At 64.1% G+C, this 18,369-nt stretch carries 18 protein-coding genes; 11 read left to right on the top strand and 7 right to left on the bottom strand.

Translation table 11 applies throughout. The features are described 5' to 3' along the window. Positions 1-126 precede the first annotated feature (126 nt). Positions 127-1,818 carry a sensor domain-containing diguanylate cyclase gene (locus AZ34_RS08220; protein WP_051509624.1) on the top strand — a complete coding sequence of 564 codons (1,692 nt, stop codon included), beginning with the start codon at positions 127-129 and terminating at the stop codon, positions 1,816-1,818. Positions 1,819-1,846: 28 nt separating this feature from the next. Here the strand turns inward: AZ34_RS08220 and AZ34_RS08215 are convergent, their stop codons facing one another. From AZ34_RS08215 to AZ34_RS08200, 4 genes are all read right to left on the bottom strand, one after another. Next, positions 1,847-2,323 carry a hypothetical protein gene (locus tag AZ34_RS08215; protein ID WP_035606922.1) on the bottom strand — a complete coding sequence of 159 codons (477 nt, stop codon included), beginning with the start codon at positions 2,321-2,323 and terminating at the stop codon, positions 1,847-1,849. A 149-nt stretch (positions 2,324-2,472) separates the two neighbouring features. Continuing rightward, positions 2,473-3,078 carry a DNA-3-methyladenine glycosylase I gene (locus AZ34_RS08210; protein WP_035606919.1) on the bottom strand — a complete coding sequence of 202 codons (606 nt, stop codon included), beginning with the start codon at positions 3,076-3,078 and terminating at the stop codon, positions 2,473-2,475. A 49-nt stretch (positions 3,079-3,127) separates the two neighbouring features. Continuing rightward, entirely contained in the window at positions 3,128-3,487 is a 360-nt protein-coding gene (locus AZ34_RS08205) for a VOC family protein (RefSeq protein WP_035606916.1), read from the bottom strand. An 87-nt stretch (positions 3,488-3,574) separates the two neighbouring features. After that, positions 3,575-4,387: an IclR family transcriptional regulator gene (locus tag AZ34_RS08200; RefSeq protein WP_051509623.1), complete on the bottom strand. Its 813-nt coding sequence runs from the start codon at positions 4,385-4,387 to the stop codon at positions 3,575-3,577. 102 nt (positions 4,388-4,489) lie between these two features. Between AZ34_RS08200 and AZ34_RS08195 the strand changes: the two genes are divergently transcribed. From AZ34_RS08195 to AZ34_RS08150, 10 genes are all read left to right on the top strand, one after another. Then, a complete protein-coding gene (locus tag AZ34_RS08195; protein ID WP_419670205.1) occupies positions 4,490-5,512 on the top strand; it encodes a TRAP transporter substrate-binding protein in 1,023 nt (340 codons plus the stop codon). 5 nt (positions 5,513-5,517) lie between these two features. Next, a complete protein-coding gene (locus AZ34_RS08190; protein ID WP_035606913.1) occupies positions 5,518-5,985 on the top strand; it encodes a type II 3-dehydroquinate dehydratase in 468 nt (155 codons plus the stop codon). Positions 5,986-6,027: 42 nt separating this feature from the next. After that, positions 6,028-6,729 (top strand): hypothetical protein, encoded by a 702-nt coding sequence (locus AZ34_RS08185; RefSeq protein WP_035606909.1) that lies wholly within the window; start codon positions 6,028-6,030, stop codon positions 6,727-6,729. Positions 6,730-6,826: 97 nt separating this feature from the next. Continuing rightward, a complete protein-coding gene (locus AZ34_RS08180; protein ID WP_035606906.1) occupies positions 6,827-7,516 on the top strand; it encodes a TetR/AcrR family transcriptional regulator in 690 nt (229 codons plus the stop codon). A gap of 102 nt (positions 7,517-7,618) precedes the next feature. Then, positions 7,619-8,188, top strand: coding sequence for a TRAP transporter small permease (locus AZ34_RS08175; RefSeq protein ID WP_035606903.1), 570 nt, complete (start codon positions 7,619-7,621; stop codon positions 8,186-8,188). After that, the gene (locus AZ34_RS08170; RefSeq protein WP_035606900.1) at positions 8,185-9,462 is read left to right on the top strand and encodes a TRAP transporter large permease subunit; all 1,278 of its coding nucleotides are present in this window, start codon (positions 8,185-8,187) and stop codon (positions 9,460-9,462) included. Before AZ34_RS08175 ends, AZ34_RS08170 begins: the two co-directional genes overlap by 4 nt. Before the next feature lie 80 nt (positions 9,463-9,542). Next, positions 9,543-10,541 carry a TRAP transporter substrate-binding protein gene (locus AZ34_RS08165; RefSeq protein ID WP_035606897.1) on the top strand — a complete coding sequence of 333 codons (999 nt, stop codon included), beginning with the start codon at positions 9,543-9,545 and terminating at the stop codon, positions 10,539-10,541. Positions 10,542-10,598: 57 nt separating this feature from the next. Continuing rightward, positions 10,599-11,447, top strand: a complete 849-nt coding sequence (locus AZ34_RS08160) for a shikimate dehydrogenase family protein (RefSeq protein WP_035611210.1) — start codon at positions 10,599-10,601, stop codon at positions 11,445-11,447. A 21-nt stretch (positions 11,448-11,468) separates the two neighbouring features. Continuing rightward, positions 11,469-12,395: a VOC family protein gene (locus AZ34_RS08155; RefSeq protein WP_035606894.1), complete on the top strand. Its 927-nt coding sequence runs from the start codon at positions 11,469-11,471 to the stop codon at positions 12,393-12,395. Further along, positions 12,392-13,306 carry a sugar phosphate isomerase/epimerase family protein gene (locus AZ34_RS08150; protein ID WP_197026513.1) on the top strand — a complete coding sequence of 305 codons (915 nt, stop codon included), beginning with the start codon at positions 12,392-12,394 and terminating at the stop codon, positions 13,304-13,306. Before AZ34_RS08155 ends, AZ34_RS08150 begins: the two co-directional genes overlap by 4 nt. A gap of 31 nt (positions 13,307-13,337) precedes the next feature. On the opposite strand, the gene AZ34_RS08145 is transcribed toward AZ34_RS08150, so the two are convergent. The 3 genes from AZ34_RS08145 to AZ34_RS08135 all read right to left on the bottom strand — a co-directional run bounded on the left by AZ34_RS08145 (position 13,338) and on the right by AZ34_RS08135 (position 18,309). After that, entirely contained in the window at positions 13,338-13,796 is a 459-nt protein-coding gene (locus tag AZ34_RS08145; RefSeq protein ID WP_035606891.1) for a CBS domain-containing protein, read from the bottom strand. Positions 13,797-13,858: 62 nt separating this feature from the next. Then, entirely contained in the window at positions 13,859-14,335 is a 477-nt protein-coding gene (locus AZ34_RS08140; RefSeq protein WP_035606888.1) for a hypothetical protein, read from the bottom strand. Between the two features lie 44 nt (positions 14,336-14,379). After that, positions 14,380-18,309 (bottom strand): tetratricopeptide repeat protein, encoded by a 3,930-nt coding sequence (locus AZ34_RS08135; protein ID WP_035606885.1) that lies wholly within the window; start codon positions 18,307-18,309, stop codon positions 14,380-14,382. Positions 18,310-18,369 lie beyond the last annotated feature (60 nt).

Here is an 18,369-nt window from a genome sequence, read left to right as displayed (position 1 = left end):
GCCCGGCAAGGCGAGGCGTGCATCACCGCAGGCCCGGGATGCCATAGCCTTGCAGGCCTAACGCACGATTTTTTGCCTCTACACTGCGCGGCGAAGCACGATCTGGCGCATGAGGAACGAGAACACATGAATTTTGCCTGGGCCCGGCGCCTGCATCCGGGCAATTTCCGCGGACGCCTGACTCTGTGGTTCGGACTGCTGTCCCTGGCCACGGTACTGTGCGTCGGCCTTTACGTTGGCCGCATCGCGACTCAGGAGCTGGCCGATTTTGGTGGCCAAGCGCTGCACGTCAGCGCGCGTTCTGCGGCAGACCTGTTGGCCACCAACTTGAGCGAGCGGGACAAGGAAATCAGCCTGCTGCGCCAGTCGCTGACCTTCTCACGCACAGACTTGGATGCGCCAGAACTCGGCAAGCTGTTGACCCTGCGCCAGCAGACCTATGACGAATACGCCTGGATCGGCATCGCCGACCCGCAAGGCAAGGTGATCCAAGCGACGCAAGGCCTGCTTGTCGGCAGCAAGGTGGACCAGCGTCCCTGGTTCCAGGCCGCGCTCACGGGACCGTATACAGGCGACGTGCACGAAGCCGTGCTGCTGGCAAAGCAACTTCCGCAACGCACAGCGAACGAGCCCCTGCGCTTCATCGATTTCGCCGCACCGATCCTGGACGAAAAAGGCCAGGTGCGCGGCGTGCTTGGCGCCCACGCCCACTGGGACTGGGTGACCGACACGGTGGAGTCCGTCGTGACCCAGGACAAGGCGCAGCGCCAAATCGAGGTGCTGATCGCCAACGCGGCCGGCGAAATCCTCTATCCCTACCACCACATGGGCAAGCTGCAACTGCCCCAACGCACCCGCCCGGACGCACCTTACGAAGTCGTGCGCTGGAATGATGGCGATCATTACCTCACCAGCATGGTCGAAGTCCCCGCGAGGACCAGCACGCCGCTGGGCTGGCGCGTCGTGCTGCGCCAGCCGCTGGACGTGGCGGTGGAGCCGCTGCGAGACCTGCACCGACAGTTGCTCATCTTCGGCCTGCTCGCGGCCCTGGTGTTCGCGCTCATCACCTACCGGCTGGCCACCCGCGTGAGCCAGCCCATCGAGCAACTGGCACGGGCCATGCGCGAGATCGAACGGCGTGAACGCCCACCGGTCTATCCCGACGAACGCAAGCAGATCAATGAAATCCGCCAGCTCAGCGCGTCCATACAGTCCATGACCGGGGCCCTGCTGCGGCACGAGGCCGAACTGGAAACGCTCAACGCCTCGCTGGAGCAACAGGTGCGCGAGCGCACCGAGGCGCTCTCCGTCGCCAACCAGGAACTCGAGCGCCTGGCCACCGTGGACAGCCTGACGGGCCTGAACAACCGCCGCCGTTTCGATGCCCGCTTGCAAGAAGCGTTTCAGGCCCTGCGGCGCAATGAACGAGGTTTTGGTCTGCTGCTGATCGACATCGACCACTTCAAGGCCATCAACGACCGGCATGGCCACCAGTCGGGTGACGAGGTGCTGCGCCGCCTCGGGCAGTTGCTGACGCAGTCCACGCGCATCACCGACTTCGTGGCCCGCTATGGCGGCGAAGAGTTCGTGGTGCTGCTGCCCGATGCGCCGGATGCGCGGGAAGGACTGGCCGTGGCCGAGAAAATCCGCGCTGCGGTGGCTGCGGCGTCCTTCCCCGAGGTCGGGCAGGTCACGGCCAGCGTGGGCCTGAGCCTCGCGCGCAAAGACGACACCAACGCCGAGGCGGTCGTCACCCGGGCTGACCAAGCCCTGTACGACGCCAAAGCCCAGGGCCGCGACCGCGTAGTGACGCGCTGAGCCTGTCGACAGCGAATGGCGTAAAGGCTCAGGGACGGAAACGCCGCCAGGCCTTTTCACCGATCCAGACGAAGACCAACAGGATCACGGCCTGCGTGAGGACAAAGGGTGTCTCCTGCTGCGTGGGTGCCAGGCGCGCCAGCGCCGGTGTCTTGACGAAGAGCTGCACCATCAGCACGAAGGCATTGAGGTAGAGCGCCGTGACCGCCGTCACGACGTAGACACGGCGCCAGCCCCCGTACATCTTCCTGCCATAGCGCGCGTACACGCCCAGGGCCAAGGCCACCAGCGAAATGGCACCCACGATGTGCGACGGCAGGAGCTGGTCAGCAGGAAAACCGTAGCCCGTGATGCTGGTCGCGATGGTGGTGGACAGGAAAAAGGCCGTCCAGCCGTCCAGGCGCGCGCCGGACACCAAGCCCCCCGCGACCACCAGGCCAGCAATGAGGCCGAGCACGCTCAGCAGGACGTGAATGAGGGTGAAGGTGGACAGATCGAAGGGCATGGAAACTCCCTGAAGTTGGCAGTGCACCAGTTATAGCAAGACCGGACCTGCGGCGCCACCCTTGGCGCCAAGCCTTGGCGAGCGCGCGACCACACCGTGGCTGGTGGTATGGGCCACCTGGTACGGCCCAACGCACGTGGCGCCCCGCTTCACGGTCTCGAAAAGGCTTGGCGCGCGCGGTCCACACGGGAACGGGCCACGCAGTCCGTCGCGTGATCGTTCACCAGGCCCATGGCCTGCATGAAGGCATAGACCGTCGTCGGCCCCACGAACTTCCATCCCCGCTTCTTCAGTTCCTTGGACAGGGCCACGGACTCGGGCGAGGTGGAGGCGGTCTGGGGCGCAGCCAGGGCCTTCATGTCAGGCTCGTAGCGCCAGACGAAAGCAGCCACGGAACCTTCCCGGGCCACCATCTCAAGCGCGCGCTGGGCGTTGTGGATCACCGCTTCGATCTTGCCGCGATGCCGCACGATACCCGCGTCGTCCAGCAACCGCAGGACATCGCGCTCGGTGTAGCGCGCGATCGCCTCGAAGTCGAAATCATCGAAGGCGCGGCGGAAGTTCTCGCGCTTGGCGAGGATGGTGCGCCAGCTCAAGCCGGACTGGAAACCTTCCAGGCTGAGTTTCTCGAACAGGCGCCGGACATCCGCCTGCGGCAGCCCCCACTCCTCATCATGGTAGGCCAGGTACTCGGGCGTGGCGCTGCACCAATGACAGCGGACTTGGCCATCGGGGGCGATCCAGGTTTTGTTCATGTTTGCTTTCTTTCGGCCCCACAGCCTTCATCAGCGCCGCGCGCGCCTGTCATGACTGTGCTTGCCCCCAGACGGCAAACTCGTTCCCACTGGGGTCGGTGAAGTGAAACCTGCGGCCACCCGGGAACGCAAACACCGGTTTGACGATGCGACCACCAGCATCCACGACCTTGGCCAAGGTCCCCTCCAGATCATCGCTGTAGAAAACCAGCAAGGCGCTGCCCCGCTCGGTGCGGGCCGACAAGTCCGATTGGAAGAAGCCGCCATCCAGGCCCTGCCCTGCGAACGCGGTATAGGCCTGGCCGTAGTCCTCGAAGGTCCAGTTGAACGCGGCTTGGAAAAACGCTTTGGTCGCCGGCAAGTCCTTCGCGGGGTACTCGACGTAGTTCAGCTTTTCATGATCAGGCATGCGTGGTCCCGGTGGTTCGTGGTGGACGCGCAGTATCCTTCAAAGCGCGGGCGGGTCTGGCCCATGAACGACACATCGTTCTCCCGATCACGCCCTCCCACGTCGCCCGAACAAAGGCGAGGAAGCACTGACCAGCGCCAGATCAGCTGCGGCTTGGCGCAGTGGCGCACCCAGTTCCTGCATGCGTTGCGGCGTGAGCCGCTGCAGCGGGCCAGCGATGGTGATGACGCCCACCGCCTCGCCATTGCGACGCAGGATGGGCGCGGCCATGGCCGTCATGCCCGGTGCGTAGGATTCGACGATCAGGCTGTAACCGCGCGCCCGATCCTCGTCCAGGATCTTCATCAAGGCCTTGTAGGTGGTCGGCGCCTTGGGACCGTATTGCTTGGGACTACCAAAACCCTGGGCCGCCACCAGCGCAGTGGCGCGCTCCTCGCTCAGCGTCATCAGCCAGGCATGACCTCCCGCGCTGCAGGACAGGCGTACGTCGATGCCCATGTCCGGGTCATAACGCAAGCCAGCGCGCGCGCCTTGTGCCTTGGCCACGAAGGTCAGGCGGTCACCATCCACGAGCGCCAGACGCACCAGGTCCCCCGCGTTGTCGGCCAGCCGCTCGATGATGGGTTGCGCCAGGTCCACGATGCCCGTGCTGCCCAGAAAGTTCAGGCCCAGCGCGGGCAGCTTGGTCGTGAGGGCGTAATCACCGTGCTCGCGCACCTGGCGCACGTAACCACAACGCAGCAGTTCCTGCAGCAAACGATGGCAGGCGCTGCGTGGCAGCCCCAGGTCATCGGCCAAGTCGGCCAGGGCCAGGCCCTCGGGTTGGGCCGCCAGCGTTTCAAGAATGAGCAAGGCGCGGTCCACCGCGCCCACAGCCTGTCGCTCCGGTTGATTCAACATTGTGAAATCAGATTCCTGTTTGGAACGCTGTTCAAAACAGCTTCCTATCATGCCCGAACACCACCACCCGGCGGTGATGCACATGCCAATAGGAGACAAACCGTGACACTCATATTCAAGACCGCCCTGCTGGGCGCCACGCTGATGCTGAGCAGTGCCCTGGCCGCCTCCGCCGCCCATGCGCAGGACATCCAAGAACGCACCATCAAGTTCGGCCACCTGAACAATCCCGGGCATCCGACCAGCCTGGGCGTGCGCAAATTCGCCGAGATCGTCACGACCAAGAGCGGCGGCAAGATCAAGGTACAGGAGTTCGCCTCATCCCAACTCGGCAACGAGTTGCAGCAACAATCGGCGCTGCAAGGCGGCGTGCAGGAGATGCTGGTGGCATCGACCACCTCGCTGAACGGCATCGTCAAGGAGTTCGGCCTGCTCGACTTCCCCTTTCTCTTCGCCAATGCCCAACAGGCCGATGCACTGGTCGATGGCCCTCTGGGCAAGATGCTTGCAGCCAAACTGCCGGAAAAGGGCGTGGTGGTGCTGGGCTTCTTCGATCTGGGTTTTCGCAACGTCACCAACAGCAAGCGGCCCATCACGAAAGGCTCGGATCTGGAGGGTCTGAAGCTGCGCGTGATCCCGAATCCGGTATTCCTGGAAACATTCAAGACCTTCAAGGCCAACCCCGTGCCCATGGCCTTTGCCGAACTGTATGGCGCGCTCGAAAGCAAGGCCGTCGATGGCCAGGAAAATCCCTTTGCCGTCATCGAGTCGAGCAAGATCTACGAGGTACAGAAGTACGTCAGTGGCACCAACCACGTCTACGCGACCAATCCGATTCAGATCAGCAAGCGCTTCTGGGATCGCCTCTCACCGGTTGAACAGAAGCTGCTGCAGGATGCCGCGATCGAAGCCCAGAACTGGCAACGCACGGTCAGCCGCGAGGTTTCGGGCAAGGCCCTGGGCGAGTTGAAAGCCAAGGGCATGATCTACAACGACATCGCACCCGCCGAGCTGGCCCGCATGCGGGCCGAGGTGCGCCCCGTCTACGAGAAGTTTTCTGCCGCCTACGACCCGGCGATCGTGACGCTCTTCAAGGCCGAACTGGAGCGGATCTCGAAGCTGTGACGCCCATGAAAATCCTTGTCCTGCACGGCCCGAACCTCAACCTCTTCGGGCGGCGAGAACCGCACATCTACGGCACCACGACGCTGGCGCAGATCAACGAGCAACTGTCCACGCTAGCGGCCGAGTTGGGCGTGACGCTCACGACGCTCCAGTCGAACCACGAAGGCGCCTTGATCGATTTCCTCCACGAGCACATCGATACATCGGACGGTGCGATCGTGAACCCGGCTGGCCTCACCCAGCACGGCGTGCCGTTGCACGACGCGATCAAGGCCATGCCGTTTCCGGTGATCGAAGTCCACATGTCCAACATCGCCGCACGAGAAGCCTGGCGCCACCATTCGATCATTTCACCTGCGGTGAAGGGAACGATCCAGGGCTTGGGGCGTCATTCCTATCTCCAGGGGCTGCGGGCCATCGTGGACATCGTGCGGGACAGCCAGGCCTTGCTAGCGGCAGAAAGAAAGTCGTAAGCCAGATCCAAGCACCACCAACATCTGAATGAAAGGGCCGTCATGGCGTTGACCGGCAAGGCTGCGGTGGCCATGTGGTGGCACATCGCAGCGGATCAAAAGGCCGATTTCCTCGACTGGCACACCCACGAACACTTGCCGGAACGACTGCGCATCCCGGGCTTTCAGCGGGGTACACGCTGGTCCAGCGAGGACGACGAGACCGGCTTCTTCGTGATGTACGAGCTCAGCGACCGGCAGGTTCTGGCCGGTCCTGCGTACTTGGCACGCTTGAACGACCCGACGCCCTGGTCAGTCAAGATGATGCCGCATCACGCAGGCATGGTTCGCAGCCTGTGCGACGTGACCGCCAGTGCCGGAGCGGGCATTGGACGCCACATGCTGACGCTGAGAATCTCGCCAGCAGCGGAGCAAGCGCTGCAGCTTCGTGCGTATCTGAAAGAACTCGTCGCAACACTGCCGACGCGGCGCGGCGTGACCGGTGCGCATCTGCTGGAGAAGGCGGATTTAGGCCAGGTCGCGCAAACTCAAGAGCAGCGGATTCGCGGCCAGGACCGCACGGCGGACTGGGTATTTCTGGTCTGCGGCCATGACGCGGAGCCCTTGCGCGGCCTGCTTGCATCGGAATTGGCGCCAAGCGTGTTGAACCAGCAAGGTGGCGTGGGAGCCGAGGTACACGCCGACGATGCTCTTGTCGCAGGGTTCTATGGCATCTCCGCCACCCTGTCGGCGGCCGAGGTGTGAGTTGGGCTTGTCGTCCATGCACCGCAGCTGAGCCAGTCGACGCTCTGTGATGCCGCGGCGATGGCGGCAGGACGGAAGGCCGCCCTATACTGCATGAATGAACGAACCAGTACAAAGCCGACGCGCCCGCAGCAGCCGCTCGGCGGCACCGGCACGCAAGGTGCCTGGGCGCACCAACGACCCGGAACGCACACAGGCCGACATCCTGCGTGTGGCCGAGGTCGAGTTCGGCGAGAAGGGCCTGGCGGGCGCGCGCATCGACGAGATCGCGGAGGCCACGCGCACCAGCAAGCGCATGATCTATTACTACTTCGGCAGCAAGGAAGGCCTGTACCTGGCCGTGCTGGAGGAAGCCTACCGCCGGGTGCGCGACATCGAATCGCATCTGAAGCTGCAGGACCTGGAACCCGAGGAGGCGCTGCGCCGGCTGGTGGCCTTCACCTTCGACCATCACCTGGACCACGAGAACTACATCCGACTCGTGATGTCGGAGAACATCCACCGCGGCCAGTACCTCGCGCAAAGCCCGCGCATCCAGGAACTCAACGTGCCGGCCATCGCCGCGATCCGCAACCTCTACGAACGCGGCATCGCCGCGGGCGTCTTCCGCAAGGGGCTGGACCCAGTGGACATCCACGCCTCCATCTCGGCGCTGAGCTTCTTCAACGTCTCCAACCGGCACACCTTTGGCCTGATCTTCAAGATCGACATGGGCTCGCGCGCCTACATCGCCCAGCGGCGCGACAACGTGGTCGAAATGATCGTGCGCTTCATGCGCCAGAACTGAGCCACTGCCTGCGTCGGTCCACCCACGCAGGGTGGGTGCCAGGGTTATCCCCTGTTTGAAAACTAACCAGTTCGTACAAAATAACCGTCTGGAGACATCCTCGTGATTGAAAAACTGATTGATTTCATCTGTCGGGGCTTCGGCGTCCTGATGGTGTTGTGCCTGGGCCTGATGGTGCTCATGGTCTTCGGCAACGTGGTGCTGCGCTACGGCTTCAATTCCGGCATCACCGTGTCGGAGGAACTGTCGCGCTGGCTGTTCGTGTGGATGACTTTCCTGGGCGCGGTGGTTGGGGTGATCCAGCACGCGCACCTGGGCACCGACGCGCTCATCTCCCGGCTGCCCCTGGCGGGCCGCAAGATGTGCTTCCTGGCCTCGCACCTGCTGATGTTGGGCGTGTGCTGGCTCATGTTCGACGGCGCGCTGCAGCAGACGCGCATCAACATGCAATCAACCAGTGCAGTCATGGAAGCCTCGATGGCATGGCTCTACGCACCCGGCATGGTGTTCGCCGTGCTGGCCGCGCTCGCCCTCGCCCACGAACTCTGGAAATTCTTCACGGGTCAGCTCACGGGCTCGGCCCTGATCCACGTCCGCGAATCCGATGACATGCCCCATGGGGTGGTCCCTGGCGACGACAACACACGACAACAACGCCAGGAGCAAGCATGACCATCGCCATCTTCCTGGGCGCCCTGCTGGGCGCCATGGCCCTGGGGGTCCCGATCGCCTTTGGGTTGCTGGTGACCGGCGCTGCGCTGATGTGGCACCTGGACATGCTGGACGCGCAGATCCTGGCGCAGAACATCATCGAAGGCGCCAACAGCTTTCCCCTGCTGGCCGTGCCCTTCTTCATGCTGGCCGGCGAGATCATGAATGCTGGGGGCCTGTCGCGCCGCATCGTGAACTTCGCCATCACCCTGGTCGGCCATCTGCGAGGCGGTCTGGGTTACGTGGCCATCATGGCGGCAATCATCATGGGCGCGCTGTCCGGTTCGGCCGTGGCCGACGCCGCAGCCCTGGCCGCGCTACTGCTGCCCGTGATGAGCAAGGCAGGTTATGACCGCGCCCGATCCGCAGGGCTGATCTCGGCGGGCGCCATCATCGCCCCCATCATCCCGCCCAGCATCGGTTTCGTGATCTTCGGTGTCACCGCCAACGTGTCGATCTCCAAGCTATTCCTCGCTGGCATCGTGCCGGGATTGATGCTGGGCCTGGCACTGGCCTTGACTTGGTGGCTGCTCAGTCGCAAGGAAAAGGGCCAACTCAGACCCCGAGCCAGCCTGGCCGAAGTGAGGACCGCACTCAAGGATGCCTCCCTGGCCCTGGGGCTGCCGGTGATCGTCGTGGTCGGCCTGAAGTTTGGCGTTTTCACGCCCACCGAGGCGGCCGTGGTCGCTGCCGTCTATGCCTTGCTGATTTCGACCCTGGTCTACAAGGAGTTGAAGTTGTCGCAACTCTTCGGACTGTTCCGGTCGGCGGCCCAGACTACCTCCGTCATCATGTTCCTGGTTGCCGCGGCCATGGTTGTGGCCTGGCTGATCACCGTGGCCAATCTGCCCAGCGAACTGATCAGCCTGCTGCAGCCCCTGCTGGACCGGCCCACGCTTTTGCTGCTGACCATGATGGTCATCACCATGCTCGTCGGCACGGCCATGGACATGACGCCAACCATCGTGATCCTCACACCCGTCTTCATGCCCCTGATCAAGGCCGCGGGCATCGACCCGGTCTACTTCGGCGTGCTGTTCATGATCAACAACGCGATTGGTCTGATCACGCCACCGGTGGGCACCGTGCTGAGCACAGTGGCCGGCGTGGGCAAGCTCAGCATGGACGAGGTGACCAAGGGTGTCTGGCCTTTCATGATCGCCCAGTTCACCCTCATGTTCCTGCTGGTCCTGTTCCCCAGCTTGGTCATGGTGCCCGCTCGCTGGTTCTATTGATTTCCAAGGGGCTGCGGCATCAGGGTACGCCACCGCAGCTGCCTCCTTCACGGGCGTCCCAGAAAAAACGGAGACAAACCATGAAACGACTCTTCCTCAAGACGCTGGTGGCGGCCCTGTCGGTCGCCGCCGTCGGTCTGGCCCAGGCGCAGACCAAGACCATCAAGTTCGTCAACCAGAACGCCAAGGGCCATCCCATCGTGCTGGGCATGGAAAAGTTCGCCGAAATCGTGGACGCCAAGTCCGGCGGCAAGCTCAAGGTTCAGGTGTTCCCAGGCGGCGCCCTAGGCAGTGACCAGGCCAATGTGTCGGCGCTGCAAGGCGGCACGCTGGAGATGGCCTCGATGAATTCGGGCATCTTCGCCAGCCTGGTGAAGGACTTCGCCATTTATGACTTCCCCTTCTTGTTCGCCAACCCGGCAGAGGCCGATGCCGTGGTCGATGGCAGCTTCGGCAAGAGCATGCACGCCAAGCTGGAAGAAAAGGGCCTGGTGGGCTTGGGCTACTACGAACTGGGCTTTCGCCACATCAGCAACAGCAAGCGCCCCATCACCAAGGTGGAGGACATCGCCGGCCTGAAGCTGCGCGTGATTCCCAACCCGATCAACATCGACTGGGTTTCGGCGCTGGGCGCCAATCCCACGCCCCTGCCCTTCCCAGAGCTCTACGCCGCGCTGGAACAGAAGGCCGTCGATGGTCAGGAAAACCCGGTCGCCACGATCAACGGCGCCAAGCTGTATGAAGTGCAGAAGCACCTGGCCCTGACCTACCACCAGTACAACCCGCAGTCCATCGTGGTCAGCAAGAAGTTCTGGGATGGCCTGTCGGCCGGCGACAAGAAGATCTTGCAGGACGCCGCAACGGAATCGATCAAGTTCCAACGCGAGCAGTCGCGCACCCTGGCCGGCAGCCTGTTGGAGACGCTCAAGCAGAACGGCATGCAGGTCACCGAACTGCCCGCCGCAGAAGTGGCCAAGCTGCGCGAGAAGATGAAGCCGGTGATCGCCAAGCACTCGGCCAACGTGGGCGAGGCGACCGTCAACGCCATGATGGCCGAGCTGGCGCGCCTGCGCAAATAAACCCAGACCGATACGACACGCAGCATTCCAATGAACGCACAAGCCTTCCAGGGCGCCCTGATCGACGGCAACACCGAGTTGATCGCCCATCTGGGCTTCCCCACCCACAGCTTCAAGGCACCGCTGATCTACAACCCCTACTTCGAGTCGGTCGGGGTCAATGCAGTGGTGGTGCCCATGGGCTGCCGGCCTGAGTCGTTCGCCGGGGTGCTGCGTTCGGTCTTTCTGTTGGAAAACATCCGCGGCGCCCTGATCACCATGCCACACAAGATCAGCACCGTGAGCCTGCTCGACGAAGTGACGCCCACGGCACGCGTCGCGGGTGCCTGCAATGCCGTGAAGCGCCTGAGTGACGGCCGGCTACTGGGGGATATGTTCGACGGCGAAGGTTTCGTGCGCGGCGTGCGCCGCAAGGGCCTGGTCCTCAATGGCGCCAGCGCCCTGGTGGTGGGTTGTGGGGGTGTGGGTTCGGCCATTGCCGCATCGCTGGCTGCCGCGGGCGTGACCCGCTTGGCGCTGTACGACGTGCAGCCCGCCAGTGCCGAGGCCCTGGCGCTGCGGCTGCGCACCGAATACCCCAGCTTGGCCGTGCAAACTGGCGGCAAGGACCCCGCCGATTTCGACCTGGTGGTCAACGGCACGCCGCTGGGCATGAACGCAGGTGACCCGCTCCCCGTGGACGTGGCCCGCCTATCACCCCGCACCTTCGTCGGTGAGGTCGTGATGCGCACGGAGATGACGGCATTTCTGGCCGCCGCGCAGGAGCGCGGCTGCCCCATCCAGGTTGGCACCGACATGCTGTTCGAGATGATCCCCGCGTATCTTGAGTTCTTCGGTTACCCCAGCACCACGGCGGAAAACCTGCGTGCCGTGGCACGCCTGAATTCCACGCGCTTGCATTCCTGACTCCTGCCCGACGGAGCTTCCATGAACGATCTGCCGCACCACCCCGAACAAGCGAGAGAGCCCTTGCTGCCCTCTTTCAGCGACGAGGCCAACCCCATCGGCCTGGATGGCATCGAGTTCATCGAATACGCCACCGCGCAGCCCCAGGCGCTGGGCCAGGTCCTGGAAATGATGGGTTTTTATCCATTCGCCCGGCATCGCTCGCGCGAAGTCACGCTGTACCGTCAGGGCGAATTGAACATCATCGTCAACGCCCACCCGGCCGACGTGGCAGGCTCGACCCATGGCACGGACCGACCCAGCCTCAGCGCCATCGCCCTGCGCGTGCGCGACGCCCGTGCCGCGCGAGCCTACGTGCTCGCCCGAGGTGCCTGGGAGGTGCCCACGCACCCCGAAGCCATGGAGCTGAACATCCCGGCCTTGCACGGCGTCGGCGGCAGCCGCATCTACCTGGTGGACCGCTACCGGGACTTCTCGATCTACGACGTCGATTTCCTTCCGATCCCCAATGCACGGACCGAGACCCAGTCGGTGCTGCCCGGTTTGCACTTCTTCGGCGTGGTGCAGTACATCGGCATCAACCGCGCCTACGACTGGATCGAGTTCTACCAAACGCTGCTGGGCGCGCGCCTGATCCCGGACGAACAACGCTTCGGCATCATGCCGGCCGGCAAGCTGATGCAGTTGCCGACCCGACAAGCTGGCCACGCTTTCATGTTCCAGCTTGTCGAGCCCACCTTCGACGCACCCGACAACCGCGAAAGCCTGCAGCGCATCGGCCTGGGCGTGTCCGACGTGCTCGAGGCGGTGAAGACCCTGCGCGCCCGTGGCGTCGAATTCGTCGAAAGTCCCGCGGCCCACACCGAACAGCGCGGCGCCCTCACCAAGGCCTACCTGGGCGGCGTGGTGTTCGAGCTCGTACACTCCCAGGCCGGAGCCACGCCATGAGCGACCGGCGCAGCATGGAAGAAGCCATCCGTGGCTTCGGCATGGACACCATCACGCTCGCAGGCCCCTTGGAGGCCAAGCTGCGGGCCACGCGCGAAGCGGGTTTCAGCCAGATCATGCTCAAGGCGAACGACCTGGTGGGCCACCCCGAGGGCTGGCAGTCCGCCGTGCGGGAAGTGCGCGACAGCGGTCTGCGCGGCACCGGTTTCCAAGTCTTGCGTGACTTCGAGGGCCTGAGCGGCCATCTGCACGAGTACAAGGTCGACATCGCCAAGACCATGCTCGAGATGTGCGCCGCGCTCGGTTGCGACGTGCTGCTGGCCTGTTCGTCCACCTCGCCTCATGCCAGCCAGGACTTGGACCACATCGCGCGTGACCTGCACAAACTGGCCATGCTGGCGGTGCCCCATGGCATTCGCATTGCCTATGAAGGTCTCTCCTGGGGGCGCACGGTCAACGAATACACGACGGCCTGGGACGTGGTCTGCCGCGCCGATGCGCCCAACCTCGGGGTCTGCCTGGACTCCTACCACATCCTGGCCGCCAAAACCCCGCTGGACGCCATCGCGGACATCGACCCGGGCAAGATCTTCCTGGTGCAGTTGTCGGACTTCATGTGGCAGGAGACGCGCACCTTCGAGGAACGCATGGCCACGGCCCGAACCTACCGGGTCTTCCCCGGCGAGGGGGTGCACTCCGAACAGATCATCGAGCTGGTGCAAAAGATCGACCAGCTCGGCTACACGGGCGACTACAGCTTCGAAGTCTTCAACGACGACTACCTGCAGATGCCCCTGCCCATGGTGGCCGAGCGCGCACGCAAGTCGGCGCTTTGGCTGGCCGACGACATCCTGCGCTGCTCAATGCCCTTGCCCAACCAGCTGCGGCTGCGCGTGCTTCGGGCCGTCTGAAGGCAAGGGGCACGCCCGGCTTCGCAGCGGCTCAGACGAAACGCGAATCCGGCGAGTCTTCGGGCCAGTCGCGGATGTAGGCCTTGAGCAGCTTGTTCTCAAAATCCTGCGCCTCCACCACGGCCTTGGCCACGTCGTAGAAGCTGATGACGCCCATCAGCATGTGCTTTTCCATGACCGGCGTGTAGCGGGCATGCCGCTCCAACATCAGGCGGCGCACCTCGTCCAGCTCCGTGTCCATGGCACAGGTATGCGGCGCGCTGTCCATGGCCGCGCGCACCCGCGTGTCGCCCACGCTGCCCTTGTTCTTGACCACCTGCTGGATCACCTCGCGGAAGGTGAGCATGCCCACGAGCTTGCCCTGCTCCATCACCACCAACGAGCCGATGTCCTTCTCGGACATCAGGTCCAGCGCGACGGCCAAGGGGTCTTCGGGGGAGATGGTGTAGAGCGTGTTGCCCTTGACACGCAAGATGTCGCTGACTTTCATGATGTGTGCTCCTCGTCGTTGCGCCGTGGGCCGCGCCAGCCCACGCCATGCAGGGCCGGCGGCTACTGCGCCACCGGCTGCGCGGTCAAGTGTCGCATGATTTCCTCTGCGTCGGCCTTGAGTATGCTCTCCGGATAGGTTTTCGCAAACTCCGTGAAGACCGCCAGGGCCTGCGCCTTCTGGTCGGACTCCACCAGGGCCACGCCCTTCTGGAACACCTCCAACTCGGCCGCGTCGATGGTTTGAGGCTTGGCCTCCCCTTTCCAGTACACGTCGGCTGCGGCCACGGCGGAGCCGCGCACCCCACCCACGGCCGTCGTCGTGCTCACCTGCTTCTGCGGCGTCAGTTGCTCCACCTTCATGCGAAGCTTCTCCATGAAGCCGGACATGCCGGCGCCGACAGGCGCAGAAGGCGTGGAGGCCGGCGAGGGAGTGGCACTTTGCGCCACTGCGGACCCGGCAACGAAACACAAGATACCCACGACTGACCAGGCGCGCAACAGCGGCTGACTCTTGGGCAACACGAGGGACGATGGCATGGCAGGTTACCTCTCCAAGGGGGATGATCGATTCGGCGCCGGACTCAGGACTTCGACTCCGCAGCTGGCGCTGGTGCCTGCACGGCAGGGGGCGCCGTGGGCGTCGCAGCAGGTTCCGCTGGCACAGCCGAGGACGCCGGCGTCGCCGCCGGGATCGTGCTCAAGGTGTTCATCAGTTCCAGTCCCAGCGCCTTGTATTTGTTGGCGACAGCGGCGTCGATCTTCTGCGCTTGGTCATAGGCCAGCTTGGCCTGCTCGATGTTCTTGCCCGCGCGGTGGGCCCGTGCGAGATTGATCAGGATTTCAGCATCCTGTGGATCGGCCAAAGCGGCGTCGGCGTAGAACTTCTGCGCCTGCGGATACTGGTCTTCCAGCATGTGCAGATTGCCCAGATTGTTCAGGGCGGCGGCGTCCTGGGGGTTGATTTCAATCGCCTTGCTGAAATACTTGCGCGCCTCCGCGCTGTCGCCCAGGCGTGCGAGGATGATGCCGACCTGCAGATGCGCGTTCACGTCCTTGGGATTGGTCTTGATGGCCTGCAGGTAGCTGCGGGTACGTGTCTGCGAGCTGATCTTGAGCACCGAACCCATTTCATTCGGGAAACGCTTCTCGACCTCGTCGCGACGCATGGCCTGGGGTTGCCACTCGTCTTCAGGCAGGCTGGCGGGCTTGAAGGTCTGCCAGGCGGTATGGATGTTGAACACCTCGAAGCCTTGCTTGCCCTTGGTCTTGTAATAGGTCTTGGCGCCATCCTCCCAAGCCTGGGTGAAGGACTTGCCGACCAGCGTGGCCTCCACCGGAATCCATAGCATGCCTTCGTGCGCCACGTACATCTCGTTCATGGTGTAACCATCGGCCGGCGCTTCCACGCCCGTGTTGAGCATGAGCAGCATGTGGCCGGGCACCAGCAGGATGCGGGTCGATATACCCAGGCTCTCCAGCGCAGCGGTGTACAGGCCCACCAGGTCATCGCAATCGCCCGAACGACGCCGCAAGGTTTCGCGAGGGTACTGGATGTAGTCCACGATGGACAAGTTGTTCGATGTCTTCTGGTAAGGATTGGTCGGGTCCTGCACATAGGTCAGGCCCAGCGCACCCAGGGTCTGGAACAGGGCCGCCGCGATCAGCGTGGGTTCCTTGACGGCACCGAACTCGGCGGCCACTGAACGCGTGAAGTTGACGATCAACGGATCCTTGGGCGTGATGAAGGCCGCATAACGCCCCGGTTCGTCCCAGCTCATGCGGTGCTTGTCGTAGATGCTGATGGTGCGCACCTGGCTGAAGGTCTTGGCCTGTCCCTCGGCGAAATAGCTGGCCTCGAGCTTGGCCTGCACCGGCGTGTCCTCGGTGAGACTCAGGATGCGGTTGTTGAACACCGCCTTGAGCGGCACCTCGGCGCTGGCGCCAGGTTCGAGCAAGGGCAGGCGCTGCTCGGTCGGGAAGTCCATGAAGGTGTTGAGCACGAAGCTGACCTTGATGTTGGTCAGCGGCGAGGTCGTGTTGTTGGTCAGCTTGACCGTGCCCACGCCATCCTGCTCGTAGAGCTTGTAGCTGTTGGAGAAAACGTTGGCGAGCTGGGTGGCGTCGATCTCGAGCGGCGGGCGGGTGTCCACCTGGGTCTTGGCCTGCACCTGGCGCTTTTCAGACTCCAGCCCGTCGACGCTGACCGCGCTCAGCCAGTAGCTGTAATCGGTGCTGGAGGCGAGCTTCTCGCGCCGGAACTCGGCCACCGCGCTTTCGGCCACCTGCTTGAATTTGTCGCCGTCCTTCTCGTACAGCCGGTAGGCCGACACCATGTCCATGGGTTTCCAGTGCAAATGCAGGCTGGACGGCGTGGCGTCGGCCTGCACCTCGTCCGGCGGCGGCGGGGTGTACTTCAGCGCGGCCGCAGCGACCACCGTGCCCAGCGCACCCTCCTGGGCCTCGGCCTGGGTGGTCGACGCAACCCGGTAGTGGTACTTCACCCCAGGCTGCAGGCCGGTGTCGGCGTAGGCCGTGGTCGGGCTCAAGCCGACACGCTCCCACGGTCCGTTTTCTTGCTCGGAGCGGTACACCGCGTAGGCGCCCACGTAGTTCAAGGGGGAGGCCGTCCAGCTCAGCGCCACACCGTGCACGGCGGGCGCGGCCTTGACGCCCTGGGGTGGTTTGGGGCGGTAACCGGTGGCGAAGAGCTGCACGCGCGCTTGCTCGCCATCGGCGATGAAGAAGGTGCTGGCGTCGCGCACGGCGATGGTCTGCGCGCGGGCCAGTTCGCCCGCCTCCTTGCCTTCGGCGCCGAAGGTGCGCAACAAGCGTCCTGCCTGGTCTCCGTGCTGCCCATAGACGCTGACGCGGTCCGGCGACAGCACCAGGGTTTCCTCCTGCGTCACCAGCAGGCCTTGTGGTTTTTGCAGGCGTTCGTCCTCGCGCGCCGGGTCATTGCCGAACTCGCGCAACGGCGCGCCATCGGCGGCGTACACCACCACCGTGTTGCGGCCTATGTCCAGCACATGCAGGTTGTCCTTTTCGTCGATGGCCAGCGCGACCGGCTCGTCCAGTTCCTCCTTGAGGCCCTTGTCGATGACACGGAAGAACACACCATCCGGCGAAAAGCCCTGGATGCGGCCATTGCCGGTGTCGGCCACGTAGATGCTGCCATCGCTGGCAAAGGCGAAATCGGCTGGTTCGTCGAACTGGCCGTTGCGGCTACCACTGCGCCCGATGGTCAGCACCGGATTGCCGGCCGCGTCCAGCTTGTGCAGCTTGTCGTTCTTGCGCTCCAGCATCCAGAGCGCGCCACCCTTGTCATAGGCCAGCGCAGCGGGCTCCAGGCCCTTCTTGAGCTTGAGTTCGCTGGTCTTGCCGTCCTTATGGAGCAGGATCACGTCGGACTTGCCCCGGGCCACGCCGGCCAGCGTTCCCTTGCTATCCCAGGCCAGGCGGCTGGCGGCCAAGGGTAGGCTCTGGCGCACGCGCACCACGGGAGGCAGTTCGGCCAGTTCAGGCGTCACGGCACGCGCCGCAGGGACCCGGAAGTGGTGCAACAGGCCCTGCTGCGGATCACCCACGTAGATGTTGCCCGTATCGTCGGTTTCAAACGCCAGGCCGGCCAGGCTCATGAACTGCCCGCGCCCGTCACCCTTGGAGCCAAAGTAACTGGGTTGACCGCCCGCCGGCAAGTAACGCTGGATAGTGAACTCGGCCGCGTCGGTCACATAGGCACTGCCATCCGGCCCCATGAGCAAGGCGGCGGGTTTGCCGTTCTTGGGCAGCAGGCGCAGAAAGCGCCCATCCGCCGCGTAAATCTTGACCTGCGAGCGGTCACTGAAGATGCCGCCGGCGGCGTCCAGCACGTAAACCTGGCCCTTGGGGCTGATCGCCACGCCGGTGGGCTGTTCCAGTTTGTAAGGTGATTTTTCGACGTTCAAGGCCTTGTTCGCGGCATGGCGGTCGATGGCCAGGGACGACAGGTAGACCCCGTTGTCGCCGTACATCTGAATGCGGCGGTTGCCCGTGTCAGCCACATAGACGATGCCACCCGCGACCGCCAGCCCCTGGGGCGAGGACAGGCCCGCCTCGCCACGGCCACCGATCGTGCCCTTGTACTTGCCGTCCAGGCCATACAGCACGACGCGGTTTTCGCCGCCATCGAGCACATAGAGGGTGTCACCGGCCACCACGGCCTCCTCGGCCCGGCCCAGCAACTTCTTGCCCTTGGCGTCCTGCGCCTGCAGGGTGAAGGCCAGTTGCCCAGTCTCGACCTCCAGCGCGTCCACCTGGCCGCTCTTGCGCGCCACGTACAGGTACTTGGCGTCCATGCCCAGCAGCTTGCGCAGGTCGGCCGTGGTCACGGAGCGCACGAATTCCACGCGCGGAGTCTGCGCCTGCGCAGCGCTCGGCAGCGCGACCCAGCCCACCCCGCTCAGGACCATCGGAACCGAGACGGCAACGCTGGCGAAGAACAGCCTGAGGGCGGCAAAGGTGGAACGCATCATCTTCAATCCTCTAGGAGCAAGGCACTCGTTCGTGGGCGAGCGGGTCTGAATTTTTGTGCT

Source organism: Hylemonella gracilis str. Niagara R (assembly GCF_000600295.1).
GTDB classification, from domain to species: domain Bacteria; phylum Pseudomonadota; class Gammaproteobacteria; order Burkholderiales; family Burkholderiaceae_C; genus Hylemonella; species Hylemonella gracilis_A.
The sequence above is the reverse complement of the archived record's forward strand: the minus strand, read 5'-3'. Positions and strand labels throughout refer to the sequence as shown.

Coding starts and splice junctions, on each gene's coding strand:
- AZ34_RS08220 (WP_051509624.1), top strand. CDS start 127: ATGAATTTTGCCTGGGCCCGGCGCCTGCATCCGGGCAATTTCCGCGGA.
- AZ34_RS08215 (WP_035606922.1), bottom strand. CDS start 2,323: ATGCCCTTCGATCTGTCCACCTTCACCCTCATTCACGTCCTGCTGAGC.
- AZ34_RS08210 (WP_035606919.1), bottom strand. CDS start 3,078: ATGAACAAAACCTGGATCGCCCCCGATGGCCAAGTCCGCTGTCATTGG.
- AZ34_RS08205 (WP_035606916.1), bottom strand. CDS start 3,487: ATGCCTGATCATGAAAAGCTGAACTACGTCGAGTACCCCGCGAAGGAC.
- AZ34_RS08200 (WP_051509623.1), bottom strand. CDS start 4,387: ATGTTGAATCAACCGGAGCGACAGGCTGTGGGCGCGGTGGACCGCGCC.
- AZ34_RS08190 (WP_035606913.1), top strand. CDS start 5,518: ATGAAAATCCTTGTCCTGCACGGCCCGAACCTCAACCTCTTCGGGCGG.
- AZ34_RS08185 (WP_035606909.1), top strand. CDS start 6,028: ATGGCGTTGACCGGCAAGGCTGCGGTGGCCATGTGGTGGCACATCGCA.
- AZ34_RS08180 (WP_035606906.1), top strand. CDS start 6,827: ATGAACGAACCAGTACAAAGCCGACGCGCCCGCAGCAGCCGCTCGGCG.
- AZ34_RS08170 (WP_035606900.1), top strand. CDS start 8,185: ATGACCATCGCCATCTTCCTGGGCGCCCTGCTGGGCGCCATGGCCCTG.
- AZ34_RS08165 (WP_035606897.1), top strand. CDS start 9,543: ATGAAACGACTCTTCCTCAAGACGCTGGTGGCGGCCCTGTCGGTCGCC.
- AZ34_RS08155 (WP_035606894.1), top strand. CDS start 11,469: ATGAACGATCTGCCGCACCACCCCGAACAAGCGAGAGAGCCCTTGCTG.
- AZ34_RS08150 (WP_197026513.1), top strand. CDS start 12,392: ATGAGCGACCGGCGCAGCATGGAAGAAGCCATCCGTGGCTTCGGCATG.
- AZ34_RS08145 (WP_035606891.1), bottom strand. CDS start 13,796: ATGAAAGTCAGCGACATCTTGCGTGTCAAGGGCAACACGCTCTACACC.
- AZ34_RS08140 (WP_035606888.1), bottom strand. CDS start 14,335: ATGCCATCGTCCCTCGTGTTGCCCAAGAGTCAGCCGCTGTTGCGCGCC.
- AZ34_RS08135 (WP_035606885.1), bottom strand. CDS start 18,309: ATGATGCGTTCCACCTTTGCCGCCCTCAGGCTGTTCTTCGCCAGCGTT.